General features: G+C 30.9%; 16 protein-coding genes and 1 pseudogene. 4 read left to right on the top strand and 13 right to left on the bottom strand.

Annotated elements, in window-relative coordinates; all coding sequences use genetic code 11:
• Positions 1 to 1,326, top strand: a 1,326-nt coding sequence (locus RWQ74_RS07815) for an FAD-dependent oxidoreductase (protein WP_314397728.1), incomplete at its 5' end; no start/stop codon positions are given.
• A 53-nt stretch (positions 1,327 to 1,379) separates the two neighbouring features.
• Here the strand turns inward: RWQ74_RS07815 and RWQ74_RS07810 are convergent.
• The 6 genes and pseudogenes from RWQ74_RS07810 to RWQ74_RS07785 all read right to left on the bottom strand — a co-directional run.
• Positions 1,380 to 1,742: pseudogene (locus tag RWQ74_RS07810) on the bottom strand (cell filamentation protein Fic); the annotation flags it as partial.
• An 85-nt stretch (positions 1,743 to 1,827) separates the two neighbouring features.
• A complete protein-coding gene (locus tag RWQ74_RS07805) occupies positions 1,828 to 2,127 on the bottom strand; it encodes a hypothetical protein (RefSeq protein ID WP_314397727.1) in 300 nt (99 codons plus the stop codon).
• 138 nt (positions 2,128 to 2,265) lie between these two features.
• Positions 2,266 to 2,469, bottom strand: a complete 204-nt coding sequence (mtrB, locus tag RWQ74_RS07800) for a trp RNA-binding attenuation protein MtrB (RefSeq protein WP_003146887.1) — start codon at positions 2,467 to 2,469, stop codon at positions 2,266 to 2,268.
• A gap of 18 nt (positions 2,470 to 2,487) precedes the next feature.
• Entirely contained in the window at positions 2,488 to 3,048 is a 561-nt protein-coding gene (gene folE, locus RWQ74_RS07795) for a GTP cyclohydrolase I FolE (RefSeq protein WP_004264307.1), read from the bottom strand.
• A 70-nt stretch (positions 3,049 to 3,118) separates the two neighbouring features.
• On the bottom strand, positions 3,119 to 3,391 hold the full coding sequence (locus tag RWQ74_RS07790) for an HU family DNA-binding protein (protein ID WP_003144688.1): 273 nt from the start codon (positions 3,389 to 3,391) through the stop codon (positions 3,119 to 3,121).
• A 179-nt stretch (positions 3,392 to 3,570) separates the two neighbouring features.
• Entirely contained in the window at positions 3,571 to 4,584 is a 1,014-nt protein-coding gene (locus RWQ74_RS07785; RefSeq protein WP_314397726.1) for an NAD(P)H-dependent glycerol-3-phosphate dehydrogenase, read from the bottom strand.
• 191 nt (positions 4,585 to 4,775) lie between these two features.
• Between RWQ74_RS07785 and RWQ74_RS07780 the strand changes: the two genes are divergently transcribed.
• Genes RWQ74_RS07780 through RWQ74_RS07770 form a run of 3 tightly spaced genes read left to right on the top strand, consistent with a single transcriptional unit; the run spans position 4,776 to position 5,821 of the window.
• A complete protein-coding gene (locus tag RWQ74_RS07780; RefSeq protein ID WP_314083913.1) occupies positions 4,776 to 4,979 on the top strand; it encodes a hypothetical protein in 204 nt (67 codons plus the stop codon).
• 1 nt (position 4,980) lies between these two features.
• The gene (locus RWQ74_RS07775; RefSeq protein WP_314397724.1) at positions 4,981 to 5,187 is read left to right on the top strand and encodes a hypothetical protein; all 207 of its coding nucleotides are present in this window, start codon (positions 4,981 to 4,983) and stop codon (positions 5,185 to 5,187) included.
• A gap of 19 nt (positions 5,188 to 5,206) precedes the next feature.
• Entirely contained in the window at positions 5,207 to 5,821 is a 615-nt protein-coding gene (locus RWQ74_RS07770) for a hypothetical protein (RefSeq protein WP_314397723.1), read from the top strand.
• A 240-nt stretch (positions 5,822 to 6,061) separates the two neighbouring features.
• Here the strand turns inward: RWQ74_RS07770 and typA are convergent, their stop codons facing one another.
• The 7 genes from typA to RWQ74_RS07735 form a co-directional block, all read right to left on the bottom strand.
• Positions 6,062 to 7,906, bottom strand: coding sequence for a translational GTPase TypA (gene typA, locus RWQ74_RS07765; protein WP_314397722.1), 1,845 nt, complete (start codon positions 7,904 to 7,906; stop codon positions 6,062 to 6,064).
• A gap of 208 nt (positions 7,907 to 8,114) precedes the next feature.
• Entirely contained in the window at positions 8,115 to 9,767 is a 1,653-nt protein-coding gene (locus RWQ74_RS07760; protein WP_314397721.1) for an L-lactate permease, read from the bottom strand.
• Positions 9,768 to 10,302: 535 nt separating this feature from the next.
• A complete protein-coding gene (gene smpB / locus RWQ74_RS07755) occupies positions 10,303 to 10,767 on the bottom strand; it encodes an SsrA-binding protein SmpB (protein ID WP_314397720.1) in 465 nt (154 codons plus the stop codon).
• A gap of 11 nt (positions 10,768 to 10,778) precedes the next feature.
• The gene (gene rnr / locus RWQ74_RS07750) at positions 10,779 to 12,905 is read right to left on the bottom strand and encodes a ribonuclease R (protein ID WP_314397719.1); all 2,127 of its coding nucleotides are present in this window, start codon (positions 12,903 to 12,905) and stop codon (positions 10,779 to 10,781) included.
• 92 nt (positions 12,906 to 12,997) lie between these two features.
• Positions 12,998 to 13,228 carry a preprotein translocase subunit SecG gene (secG, locus tag RWQ74_RS07745; protein WP_003144724.1) on the bottom strand — a complete coding sequence of 77 codons (231 nt, stop codon included), beginning with the start codon at positions 13,226 to 13,228 and terminating at the stop codon, positions 12,998 to 13,000.
• A 76-nt stretch (positions 13,229 to 13,304) separates the two neighbouring features.
• Positions 13,305 to 14,384, bottom strand: coding sequence for a TRAM domain-containing protein (locus RWQ74_RS07740; protein WP_314397718.1), 1,080 nt, complete (start codon positions 14,382 to 14,384; stop codon positions 13,305 to 13,307).
• Positions 14,385 to 14,950: 566 nt separating this feature from the next.
• Positions 14,951 to 15,348, bottom strand: a 398-nt coding sequence (locus RWQ74_RS07735) for an LPXTG cell wall anchor domain-containing protein (RefSeq protein WP_314397717.1), incomplete at its 5' end; no start/stop codon positions are given.

Raw genomic sequence — 15,348 nt, 5'->3', positions numbered from 1 at the left:
TACGAAGCTGTTCAAACTATTTTAAAAAACGAACCTAACGCTGAAATCCACTTATACGAAAGAGGCGCTGGGGCATCATTTATGGGTTGAGGTAGCCAATCTTATTTAGATGGGACATCTAAAGCGTTATCTGAACTACACTTTGCAACAGAGGAGTCTTACCGTTCACAAGGTATTAACATCCACTGTAATAGCGATGTTGTAGGATTAAACTCAAAAGAAAAATATGTTGTTGTTAAAACACCGGCTGGTGAAGAAAAACAATCTTATGATAAATTATTATTAAGTCCTGGTGGGGTTGCAGTTAAACCTCCATTTGAAGGAATTGAATTAGAAAATATCCACACTTTCCGTGGACCAGAAGACACTCAAGCTGTATACGATTGTATGCAAAACAGTAAAAAAGCTGTTGTAGTTGGTGGTGGCTACATCGGTCTTGAAGTTGCAGAATCTTATGCAAAACATGGTATCGATGTAACAATCGTTGACTTTGCACCAAGAATCTTAAATACATACTTAGACCAAGAACTTACTGATATTCTTACTGAAGAAGGTGCTAAACACAACCTTAAAGTTCGTGGTGGAGAAAAAGTTCTTTCATTCAAAGGTGAAAATGGAAAAGTCACTGCTGTAGTAACAGATAAAGGTGAATACGAAGCAGATACAGTTATCGTTTCTGTTGGTGTTCGTCCAGATGCATCTTGGTTAAATGAAGAATTAGAAATGACAGAACGTGGTTTTGTTGTTACTAACGAATACTTAGAAACATCTGCTAAAGATGTATACGCTGGAGGAGACTCTACTCTTCTTCCATACGCTCCAACTCGCGGAGAATTACCAATAGCTCTTGCTACTTTAGCTCGTCGTCAAGGTGTAGTTGCTGCATTAAATGCTATGGGTACTAAAACTAAAATGCCTGCAGTAAACGGTACTTCAGCATTATCATTCTTTGATTACAAATTTGTAAGTACTGGATTATCTCAAAACGGTGTTTGCCTATACGATGGTAAAGTAGCTTCTAAATATGTAGAAGAAAGAATTTACCCAGACTTCATGAGAAAAGAAAATAATCTAGTTCACATGAAGATTTACTTCGATGAAGATACACACAGAGTTCTAGGAGCTCAATTTATGTCTAAACATGACGTATCTAGTGCTATCGCAGCTTTATCTATAGCTATCGCATCAGAGTGGACATTAGAACAATTAGCACTTGCTGATATATTCTTCCAACCAGAATTTGACCGTCCATGGCACTTCATTAACGTACTTGCTATGGCAGCCCTAGACTACAAACTAGGTGGAGCAGATAAATTACTATTCTAGTAAAATGATAAAAAGTTCGCAAGAAAATTTCTGCGAACTTTTTTATTTTGATTTTAAAAATTATAAACTACATATCCTTCATAATAATAACTTGCATCAATCCCCTTCATATAAATCTCCCTATTATCAATTTCACTTATAAGGGCATCTCTTAATACATGTTTAATTTCTATATCTCTAATGGGACTACGCTGCATTGCCAATAAATAATCCTCTTTATCTATTTTATTCCAATCGACAACTTTTTGAACTTGATTCTTTAATATATGATCTAACCATAAACATGTAGCTCGACCATTACCCTCACGAAATGGATGGGAAATATTCATCTCAACATATTTTTCTACTATCTCTTCAAATGTACTTTGCGGCATTTCATCTATATGCTTTAATGCAGAATCTAAAAACATAACTGGTGGAAGTGACTCAAAAATCGTGATTTCGGAGAAATCGATTTTGTCGAGTCATCCCCGCAAAGTTTATTAGATATCTAAAAAGCTTTTATAAAGCGAATTTAGATATCAATAAACCACTGCGTCTATGAGTTCTCATAAGAACTTTGTTAAATTTTAGGTCTTTGGGTACATCCTCTATATTAACATTTCTCACTTTTCCTGCAAAATCATAGATTTCTTCAAATAAATATTGATGTATAAAGGCTAAGGTAGAAAATTTACCTACTTCTTTATTTTTTAGTAACTCATCTGTAAATAATTTAATCACTTTTTTCTTACTAAGGCGCTCCTCTTCCCGTACTAAAACTAAGCTTTCTATTATACCAAGCTTATTTTCAAGTACCATAGTTCTCCTTTCTATAATAGATTATAATCTTATCATAATCTATTATATATAACATTATCCTCCTTTACAACACTTAAAACATATTTTCAAGAAAAAACCTACACAAGCTATTATGGTAGCCTATGTAGTTTTATAATTTTATTCCGAAATTACTTGATCTAAATTTGATACTATTCTCGCTCTTCCTTGAACTTTAAAGTTTACGATATTATCAAAAATATTTAGAATTATAACTTCTCCCTTATTTAGTATTTCTAGAGCTTCTTCATTATTCGTCTTTTTCGTAATTACTTTTACATTATCAACTTCAGCTCTAATAATAATATAGCTACTTTCTTTCATAATCTACTCCTGTTAGTACTATAACTTAATTTTATATTGAATATCCTTAACTAATTCTGTGTCTTCTAAAAAAACACCAGTTTTCTTACTAGTCACTGTTTTTGATCCAATTTTTTTGATTCCACGCATAGCCATACACATATGTTCAGCTTCTATAATTACATACACACCTTTTGGTTGTAATTGTTCTTCTATTGCATTCACTAACATAAGTGTCATATCTTCTTGAATTTGAAGTCTACGACTAGCACTTTCTACAAGACGAGCTAATTTACTAAGCCCTGTTATTTTCTTATTATTTGGAACATAAGCTATGTGACATACTCCATAGAACGGTAACATATGGTGTTCACATAGAGAATAGAACTGAATGTCCTTTACTAAAATAGGCTCGTCATTATCCGATTCAAAAAATGTATTAATTTCCTCTTTTGGATCTACATTTGTTTTAGATAATAACTCTTCATACATTTTCACACATCTTTTTGGTGTATCTAGCAATCCAGCTCTAGATGTATCTTCTCCAATATTTTCTAATAATGTTTTTATAAGTTCTTGTGATTGTTCTTTATTTTTCAAAACTATCCTCCATTTTTATAAAAAAAAGAGCTACTAAGTAGTAACTCCTCTTTTTTGAATTAAATTGTTATTATTTAACTGCGTCTTTAAGAGCTTTACCAGCTTTGAAAGCAGGAACTTTGCTTGCAGCGATTTCAATAACTTCGTTAGTTTGAGGGTTGCGTCCTTTACGAGCAGCTCTTTCTCTAACTTCAAAGTTACCAAATCCGATAATTTGGATTTTTTCACCTTTAGCTAAAGTTTCTTCAACTGTTTCTACGAATGCTTCAATAGCAGCAGTTGCTTGTTTTTTTTGTAGTCCTGATTTCTCAGCAACTTTTGAAATTAATTCTGATTTATTCATTAATTCTTTACCTCCATTATTGAGTAACGGTTCTACCGTTTCACTTATTAAATATTACCATATAAATCGCTAATAATCAAGGTTTTATTACTGAATTTTAGCGTTTTTTAACATTTTTTCTGTATTTTCACTATTTATTTTGATTTTTTCTAGTTTATTTAATAATATGTAAACTTATTTTATTCAAATTTGTTTAATTCTTCTGCTGCCATTTTATTCATAAGATTATTAACGCAGTCTTTAATACTTAGTCCTTCATACAATACTTTATAGATATTTTCTGTGATTGGCATATAAACATCAAATTTTTTAGAAAGGGAATAACAAACTTTTGTTGTTCTAACTCCTTCTGCTACCATATCTAATTTTTCTATAGCTTCTTCTAACGTATATCCTTGTCCTATTAAATAACCACAATTATAGTTTCTTGAGTGTTTAGAGGTACACGTTACTACTAAATCACCTATTCCTCCAAGCCCTAAGAAAGTCATTTCATCTGCACCTAGTTTCTTACCTAATCTTGTTATTTCTATTAATCCGCGAGTTAATAATGCTGCTTTTGCATTATCTCCATAAGACATACCATCAATCATTCCACATCCAAGAGCTATTATATTTTTAAGCGCCCCACCTACTTCGACCCCTATTATATCTTTATTTACATAAATTCTAAAGTATTTATTATGGAAAATATCCTGAGCTACTTTATTTAGTTCTTCATTTTTAGACGCAATAGCAACGACTGTAGGATTCCTTAATATTAATTCTTCAGCATGAGATGGACCACTAAGTACTCCAACCCCTTTTAATTTATTACTGTCAATTTCATCAGCTATAACCTCTGACATCCTTTTATTTGTTTCCATCTCTAAACCTTTAGATACATGGATAATAAACTTAGGACTCTCTAAATAATTATTAATATCCCTTGCTACTTCTCTCATAACTTTAGTAGGAACTGCTATAACTATTACATCTGCAAATTCGACAGCTTCTTTTAAATTACTCGTTGCCACAACTCCTTCTGGTAAAACAGCATTTTTTAAATACCTACTATTTGTATGATTTTCATTTATTTCGTCTCTTGTTTTTTCACTTCGCGAATATAAGCGTAATTCATGACCATTATCTACCACTGCTTGAGATAAAGCAGTTCCCCAACTTCCCGAACCTATAACAGATATTTTCATCATCCTGTCCTCACTATAAATTATTCTTAACTTAATTATATCAAATTTTCTAAAAATATACATTAATTTTACTTATAAGTATCATAGGTTATTACCTAAAAAATTTTTTAGAAATACATTATGATTTCTACTTTACTATTTTTTTCTTAAAAACTATGATATAATTTAACTATAATAACAAAGGAGGTAATTTTATGAATTGGTTTGAAATTACTCTAATCGATGGAAATCGTGGATTAATTAACTTAAATAATATCGTGGATATTTGGAAAGAACTAAACGCTGAATATGCGACTATTACTCAAGTAAATGGCGATGAACTAGAAGTTCCAGCTTCTGAATACGATAGACTAAAACGTGCATTAGATATGAAAGGTTACGTATTAGGAGGATTCTAGTATGGCTAGATTTTTAAAAATATTTCTTATTTTACTAACAATTACAATTATTGGTTTTGGTCTATCTTATTACTTTAATAACAATTCTAAAGATGACAATAAAATAGACGATAAAACCAACATAGAAAATACTGTAAAAAGTGAAGCAGGTTCTCAAGAAAATATTGAAGGAACTGTCGTCGCTAAGCGTACAACAGAAAACAATTAATTTGTGAAAGGATAATACTATGAAAAATAATACAATAAAAAAAATAACAAGTGTATTTCTTACTTCTGCATTAATTTTTTCTACAATCAGTGCATCAAGTATTAATCTAATTGAAGCTAAAGGAACATCAGCAAGACCAAGCGCTCCAAGACCTAGCTCAAAACCTAGTTCTTCTAAACCATCAAATAGTAACTCTAGTTCAAAGCCTACTGCTTCTACATCAAGTAGTAAACCAACTACAAACACTACAAAAAACTTCACAAAAAGCTCAAATGGTTCATATAATAAAGATTATAATAGCTACAATAACCAAGGATATAAAAAACAATATACAGATTATATAAACAATAATTATAGAAGTAGTGGATTTTTCTCAGGTAGCAACATAACTAATATGTTACTATGGTATACATTATTTAATTCCGCGACTTCACATAATCACATCCATGCTAGCGATCAACAAAAAGAGTTAGTAGATAATGTAAAAGACTCAAAAGTTCCTGTATATATGCTAGAAATCAAGACTAAAGATGGTGAAACAAAATATGTTTCTGTTACTAAAGAACAATATGAAAAAGTTAAAGAAGGAGATAATATCTCTTTAAAAGATGGTAATTTAGAAATTAAAAATTAATAATATATAAAAACAAGGCTAATCCACAAGACCTAAATTCAAAAAAGTTTATATGAAACTCATAGAATTCAGCGGCTTATGGATATCTAAATTCGCCTTATAAAAATCTAATAAGCCATTGCGAGGGAACTTTACAAAATCGATTCCTAAAAAATCACGATTTTTGAGTCACTCCCATTTTTCCTATATATACTAAAAAACTTTCGAAATAGTTTCCTACTTCGAAAGTTTCTTTAGATTTTATTCTTCTGAATATTTTGCTTTACGAGCTGCTTTTTCACGAGCTGCTTTATCTAATTCTTTTTTACGTAGACGAATTGACTCTGGAGTTACCTCTAGATATTCATCATCACTTAAGTACTCAAGACTTTCTTCTAAAGTCATAATACGAGCTTTTTTTAGTGTTACTGTTTGGTCTTTTGTAGAAGAACGTACGTTTGTTTGAGCTTTAGCTTTTGTGATGTTAACTGTTAAGTCATTTTCACGGCTGTTTTCTCCAACAATCATACCACCATATACATCAGTACCTGGTTCAATAAATACTGTACCACGATCTTCTAAACTTGAGATAGAGTACGCTGTAGCTTGACCGTTTTCTAACGCTACTAATACACCGTTACGACGTCCACCAACACGTCCTTTTTGCATTGGTTGATAAGAATCGAATGTGTGGTTAATAATACCATATCCTTTAGTCATAGACATGAATTCTGTAGAGTACCCGATAAGTCCACGAGCTGGAACATTAAAGATAAGACGTGTTTGTCCATTTCCATCAGCTTGCATATCTACCATATCACCTTTACGTTGACCTAATGATTCAATAACAGCACCAACACTTTCATCTGGTACATCAACTTGAACACGTTCAACTGGTTCGCAATCAACACCATCAATGTTACGAATAATTACTTCAGGTTTAGAAACTTGAAGCTCAAATCCTTCACGACGTAAGTTTTCGATAAGAATTGATAAATGAAGTTCTCCACGACCACTAACAACCCAAGAATCACTTGTATTAGGTTCAACACGTAAAGAAACGTCAGTTTCTAATTGTTGCATTAATCTATCTTCTAATTTACGAGCAGTAACAAATTTACCTTCTTTACCTGCAAATGGTGAGTTATTAACCAAGAAAGTCATTTGAAGCGTCGGCTCATCAATATGAAGTACTGGTAGTGCTTCTTGATGATCTGTTGGACAAACTGTTTCCCCAACGTTAATATCATCCATACCACTTACTGCAACGATATCCCCAGCATAAGCTTCTTGAATTTCTTCACGTTTTAATCCAAAGTAACCAAAAATCTTAGTTACACGGAAGTTTTTCACTGTTCCGTCAAGTTTCATAAGAGATACCGATTCTCCTACTTTCATACTTCCACGGAATACACGTCCGATACCAATACGTCCTACATAGTCATTATAGTCTAATAATGCTACTTGGAATTGAAGTGGTTCATCTCTATTGTCTTTTGGTGCTGGAACATAATCAATTACTGTTTCATATAAACATTGCATATTTTCTTCTTGTGCACTTGGATTACTCTCTAAAGAAGCCGTTCCGTTAATAGCTGATGCATAAACAACTGGGAATTCAAGTTGCTCATCATTTGCACCTAACTCTATGAACAAATCAATAACTTCATCTACTACTTCTTCTGGACGAGCTGAAGGTTTATCGATTTTATTTACAACAACGATTGGTTTTAAGTTTTGTTCTAAAGCCTTTTTAAGAACGAAACGCGTTTGAGGCATCGTCCCCTCATAGGCATCTACTACTAAAAGAACACCATCTACCATTTTCATGATACGCTCTACTTCTCCACCGAAGTCTGCGTGTCCTGGTGTATCAAGAATGTTGATTCTTTTACCTTTATAATCAATAGCTGTATTTTTCGCTAGGATTGTAATCCCACGTTCTCTTTCTAAATCGTTAGAGTCCATAGCTCTTTCTTCTACGTGCTCGTTTGAGCGGAAAATTCCTGATTGTTTTAATAGCTCGTCAACTAATGTAGTTTTACCGTGGTCAACGTGAGCTATAATAGCAATATTTCTAACATCATCTCTTAATTGTACTGACATTTTTTTCTCCTTGTTCTTACTTTATAAAATATATAGAATGTTTAATTCATATAATATTTAATCTAACTTATCAATAATACCACTATTTTTCATTATTGTAAACAAATATACTAACGAAAAGGTCTTATTTTTAAATATTTTTTCATCCTTACTTTGCATAAAGAAAAGAAGACCGAGCATAACTCGATCTTCTTTGAAATTTTTTCTATTATGGGTGTACAGGAATCATCCATCCAAGTACTCCAGTAGATTGAAGTGCAATGATAGCACACACAATAATTAATAGGATGAAACTGTGTTTAACTGTGAATTTCAATAAATCTGGTTCTTTTCCTACTAGTCCTACCGCTGCTGCTGCAACTGCGATAGATTGTGGAGAAATCATTTTACCTACTACTCCTCCAGATGCGTTAGCTGCTACTGCTAATAATGGATCCATTCCAACTTTACTTGCTGTAACTTGTTGTAATTTAGCAAATAATAAGTTAGCTGATGTATCAGAACCAGTAATGAATACCCCAATCCATCCAAGAGCTGGTGACAAGACTTTAAATGCTCCACCAGTTGCCGCTAATGCATATCCTAGAGTATTTGACATACCAGATGCATTCATGATATATGCAAATCCTACAACGAATGAGATTGTTAATAATGCAATTTTAACTTCTTTAAATGTTTGAACAAATGTTGCTCCTGCATCTTTCCAACTAATTTTAATAATAAATTTAGAGATTAATGCGGCGACTAAAATTGCTGTACCAATTGAACCTACTAAATCAAGTTTGAATACTGCTGCAATTTCTTTACCAGATACTGAACTTATAATATTATTGTGAATAACTGGTACCTTCGGATTTAAAGCGATTGTTTTGAAGAACGCTTTAGAAGATTTCATTGTCCAAATGAAGATAACAAATGTTAATACAACAAATGGTGACCATGCTACTAATACTTCTTTTAAACTGTGTTTTGGATGTACTGCATTTTCATCAACTTCTTTTTCATCAGAAAATCTCCAAGTAGTTTTTGGTTTCCAGAATTGAAGTAAAATAACCATTGATACTAATGATACTAATGATGAAAGAATGTCAGGTAATTGTTCTCCCATATAGTTAGAACTTACGAATTGTGCAAGTGCAAATGACCCACCTGATACTAGTAACGCAGGCCATACTTCTAATGTTTTCTTGAATCCAGCCATGATTAATACTAAGTAGAATGGAATAAAGATAGACACTAGAGGTAATTGACGTCCGATCATTGCTGCGATTTCTGCTGCTGCAATAGGAGATCCATTAGCATAAGTTGCTAATCCGTCCATTGCAGTAACTGGCGCTCCTACTGCCCCGAATGCTACTGGCGCAGTATTAGCAATTAAACAAACACCTGCTGCATATAGTGGTCTAAATCCTAAACCTACTAATAATGAAGCCGTGATAGCTACTGGGGCACCAAATCCTGCCGCTCCTTCTAAGAAAGCTCCGAATGAGAATGCAATAATTAATGCTTGGATACGACGGTCATCAGTTAATGATGTGATACTATCTCTGATGATGTCGAAATGACCAGTTTTAACAGTCATTTTATATAAGAACACTGAAGTTAAAATTATCCAACCAATAGGCATTACTCCATAAACCATACCATGTAAAGTTGAGAATGCTGCGAATTGGAATGGCATTTTAAAGAATAAAATTGCAATTACAATTGCTACTAATAAAGTTAATAAACCTGTTAACCAACCTTTAACTTTTAATCCTGCAAGTGCTACTAAGTAAAACACAATAGGAATTAATGCAACAAGTGCAGAAATATATAAATTATCAGCCACAGGCTGTAATAACTGAGTGAATTTTTCCATGAAAACACTTCTCCTTTGTATAAATATATTTTGTTTGATTTGTGAAAATCTATTACGATAAATAATAAAGTTATATATCAACTAAAAATCAAATATTGTAATTATTCTACTTCACTTTATTTTTGTTGTAATAATATTTTTAAAGCTAACAGATGTATAACAGTTTTTTATCTGTTCTATTTTCTACTAATTATACATTATAAGTTCTCAATATTTGATAGTATTTATTTAATGATTTTCTTTATTACATTAAATATTGTAGCACGCTTTCATTCAAATGTAAAGCGTTTTTTTAGTTATTTTTACAACATTCTTAAAAAATCCTTTTATATCAATGGAAAAACAATATATTTTTTTGAAAAATTTTCCTCACTTTTTTTATAACAGTTACTTAGAATGTTATTTAAAATATAGTTATTAAAAATTCTCTCTTAAAGCTGTTCTTTTTTTATACACTTTATATAAAAAAAGTATATCGTATTTAATATTGATACGATATACTTTTTAAATTACAGATATAATAATATGCAGTTTTTTAATATCTTTGCTTATCTTTCAATACTCGATTAATCTCTTTATTTGCTTCTTTTTGCTTTAATACATGACGTTTATCATAGTTTTTCTTACCTTTAGCAACACCTATTAATAGCTTCGCATAGCCATTCTTGATATAAAGTTTTAATGGGACTATACTCATCCCTATTTCGTTTTGTACATTAGTTAATGAAGCAATTTGTTTTTTCTTTAATAATAATTTTCTTACTCTTAATGGTTCATGATTAAATCTATTTCCCTCTTCAAAATAAGAAATGTGCATATTATAAACAAACATTTCTCCTTTTCTTGTTTGACAGTATGAATCTTTTAAATTGATTCTCCCTCTTCTAATAGATTTAATTTCTGTACCAGTTAAAACTAATCCTGCTTCATAAGTTTCTTCTATAAAATAATCATGATTAGCTTTTTTATTTTGGGCAATAACTTTTATTTCTTTATCCATAATCTAATCCTCTATTTTTTACTAATTAATGATTTGTGCTTTAATATTTTAAAATCTATCTCTTGATTTTCTAAATCGACATTGGCTACTTTTACAATTACTTCGTCTCCAAGTCTATAAACTTTTTTCTTTCTACGACCAACTAATATCATATTCTTTTGATCATATGTGTAATAATCATCATTTATCGCTTTAATATGAACCAAGCCCTCAATATTACTTCGTTCAAGAGTAATAAATACACCAAAGTTCGTAACACTTGAGACAATACCTCTAAATGTTTGTTCTTGATATTTTAACATATACTCACATTTTTTCATTTTATCAACTTCACGTTCGCAATCAACCGCTCGTTTTTCATACTCTGAAGAACTCTCAGCTAAATCAGGTAATCTAGTAATGAAATTTTCTATAGTTCGATCAGATACATCACCATTAAATAAGTATGTTCTAATCATTCTATGTACCAATAAATCCGGATAACGTCTGATTGGTGATGTAAAGTGCGTATAATACTTCGTAGCAAGTGCAAAATGACCTATATTATTTATTGAATATCTAGCTTGATTCATAGTTCTAAGAAGAATTGTTGAAAGCATAGTTTCTACAACTTCTCCTTTAAATTTTCTAAGCATATTTGCTAACATATAAGGTTCAATCTCTTCAATTTTACCTTTTGTTCTATAGCCAAGACTTGCAGCTATATCAAAGAACTGTCTTAGTTTTTCCATTTTAGGCTCTTCGTGAATACGGTAAATAAATGGAACTTGCATCCAGTAGAAATGCTCCCCAATTACTTCATTAGCACTTAACATAAAATCCTCAATTAGTCTTTCTGATATACCCCTTTCGCGAAGAACAATATCTAAAACTTCTCCATTTTCATCAACAACTACTTTTGATTCAGGTTTATCAAAATCAATAGCACCTCTTGTTTCTCTATTAGCACGAATTTTTGTAGATAACTCTAGCGCTGTTTTCAGCATAGGTACGTATTCTCTATATTCTTCTAATGTTTCTTTGTTTTCTGCATAGACTTCATTAACTTTTTTATAAGTCAATCGTCCTTTAGATTTTATTATGGCTGGATATATATCGTAACTTTCTGGATATCCTTTAGTATTAAAATCAATATCACAACAAATTGTATAACGTAACACATGAGGATTTAACGAACATATGTTATTAGATAATTTTCTAGGTAACATAGGAACTACTCTATCTGCTAAATAAACACTGCACCCTCTATTCGCTGCCTCTTTATCTAATGGACTATCTTCAGTTACATACCTACTAACATCAGCTATAAATACTTTTAATCTATAACCTTTTTTAGTTTTAACTACTGAAATAGCATCATCTAAATCTTTAGCATCATCTCCATCAATAGTTACCACCATTTCATTAGTACAGTCTCTATATTTATCTTCAAGTTTAATTTCATAACTTATTTTTTCAGTTTGTTCAAGCACATCTTGAGGGAATTCATTTGGAATATTGTGTTTATAGATTACTGAAAGAATATCAACGCCAGGATCATCCTTATGACCAATTGATTTTATAATAATCCCTTTATGATCTTCAAAACTTACTTTTGAATAGTCTGTAATTTCTACTAATACCTTACTACCATCAACTAAATTAAAGTTTTTAGCATTTGTTATTTTTATATATTTTGCAATATTTTTATCATCACTTTTAACAAAAGAGAAAAACTTTGCATTGGTTAGCGTTCCAACTGTATACTTAGTATTTCTTTCTAATACTTTTTGGACTATACCTTCAAGATTACGATCATCTTTATAAACACTATCTACTTTCACTAAAACGACATCACCTGTCATAGCACTTTGTGTGAAACCTTTAGGAATGTATACCTCTATTCCTAAATCTGCAGAATACACAAAAGCGAAACCTTTTTGATGCAATCTAATTACCCCCTCAATTTCTAATGCTTCCTTAACATAAAGAAATTTCTCATTAGGTAATTGAGTAATTAAAAGTTTTCGTTCTAACTTTCCAACATTTTTTACCAATTCAACAAACTCTCTTGCTGATTCAATGTTTAACTTTTCTTTTAAATCTTCTATACTTAAAACTTTTTCTTCTTTAAATATTTTTTCAATTTTTTCTAACATATAATCCTCCTTAATTTAGATTATACAACACATAATTATTTCTATAAAAATAAACCTAAAATGAATTTACATTTTAGGTTTTTATGTCTAGTTTATAATTTTAACCAAGTAAGACACACTAGTGATATAAAAAATATTAGTCCTAGTACTACTGTAATTCTTTGTAAAACTAATTCAGCACCTCTTACTTTTTGTTTTCCAAACAGTTCTTCTGCTCCACCAGTTAATCCAGATAATCCTCCAGATTTACTTTCTTGTAATAAAACTACTACAATTAACAGAATACTGCTCACTATTGCCATTGTCATTAAAAAAGTGTGCATACTCTCCTCCTAAAATAATCATTCGTTAATACAATACACTTTATATTAACACATTTTTTCAAAAAAAGCAAATTTATTAAACAATCTTAGTGAAGATAATTCTACCCGAAGATGTTTGTAAAACACTCTGAACCTCAACTTCTACAGTTTTTCCTACAGAACGTTTACCATTTTCAACAACAATCATTGTTCCATCTTCAGTATAAGCCACACCTTGATTATTTTCCTTACCTTCTCTTAATACTTGAACTTTCAGTCTCTCCCCTGTTGTTAACATCGGTTTAACAGCGTTACTTAAATCATTTACATTCAGAACTTTAATTGACTGTAAAGTCGCAAGTTTGTTAAGATTATAATCAGTCGTTATAATAGCACATTTGTATTTTATAGCATAGTCTATTAATAAGTTATCTACTCCTTTGTGCTCGTTATATTTAAACTTATTATCAATTTCAAGATCAATCTCTTTCATTTTTTGTAAATGTTCAACACAATCTAAACCAAGACGACCTTTTGCACGTTTTAATGGATCTTCAGAATCAGAAATCAGCTGTAACTCTTTTAAAACAAACTCTGGCACAATAATCTTACCTTCTAAAAATCCAGTTTTAGCAACATCTTGAATACGTGAATCAATTAATGCACTTGTATCAACAACCTTCGCTAAAATTTTCTTTGTAGTAACTTTTTGATCTTTTTCTTTAGGTTTGTTTCCAAATTTAAACGTCGTAAAGATATTTAGAAATTCTCCTTCACGTCTATATCCTAATACCAATCCTAAATATCCAAAAACAATATATATTACAGCGGAAATAATTCTTCCCATTATTCCTGCACCAGCTATTACATCAACTCCTGAAGATAGTAAGCTAGCCAATAATAAACCAAGGATTAAACCTATAGTCGTAAATACAATTTTTTGGATTGGTGTTCTTGAAAGACGATCTTCAATTCTTTTTAACATTGCTACAAATCTATCTGAGAATAATAAAGACACTAATACGAAAGCTACTGTAGTTCCAACTGTAACAATAAGTCTTAACATCGTCTCACTCAATGACGCAAAAATATTATAATATATCAATGCACTAGTTGAAAGTGTTCCTACTGTTATTCCTAGAAAAAAGGAAATAATAATTAAAACTTTTTTCAACATAAAAATCACTCCTTTAATTATTTAATTTAAAATATAAAATTATTAATAATACTTTAATAATAATACATTCATTTGTCAAGAGACATAAAACATCTCTTCTATATATTCTACTACATTCTACTTAAAATTAACATAACAAAACTCAAAAAAATTAAAGTTTTTTTAAAATATTATTATAAATTTTAATACAAAGAGATAAATAGGAAAATCATAGTTTTGATAATTCCACACTCATAAAATAGAATAATCGTAGGTGTATCTTTGATAATTACAGTCATAAACTACTCATTATACATGGATTATCCTTAACGTGTTATCTCAAAAGCTATTCCGTCAGAAATGTCTATTAATTCTCTTTTATCATGGACAAATATCTCACTTACTTCCACTTGAACTTTTAAAACTCTAAAACTATACTCAGTTCCAAAAAATTTTCTATAAATTTTGGTCGTATAAATAGACTAATACAAAAGCTCTGTTGTTTTAACAAAATGAAAATTCTAGGTAATATAAAGATACTACCTAGAATTTCATGTATTTAAATAAAGATATTTATCTAAATCTCTCTATTTATTTTTACGGCGTTTCGAAACTGCCAATAATCCACCAAATAATGCTAATCCTAAACCTGCTAAACCAGTGTTATTCTCAGTTGTTCCTGTATTTGCCAAGCGTTTTGTTGGAACTTTTTGAATCCCTTCTTCTGTTTGAGGTGTTTTTGCTTCCGTTGGTTTTGTTGGTTCAACTGGTTTTGTTGGTTCAACCGGTTTCGTTGGGTCAACTGGTTTTGGATTTTGACGATATACGTGAACTATATTTCCATCTTTATCTTTCTTCGTTTCTTTAAACGTATATCCAGAAATTTCTTTTTTATCCTTCGTTCCTTTATCTGAAGGGTTGATTTCTTTTCCTTCTTCATCTACATAACTTGTTACGACTTGACGGTATACATGCGTTGTATTTC

The organism is uncultured Gemella sp. (assembly GCF_963525165.1).
GTDB lineage: Bacteria > Bacillota > Bacilli > Staphylococcales > Gemellaceae > Gemella.
This window is presented reverse-complemented; position numbering and strand designations above follow the sequence as displayed.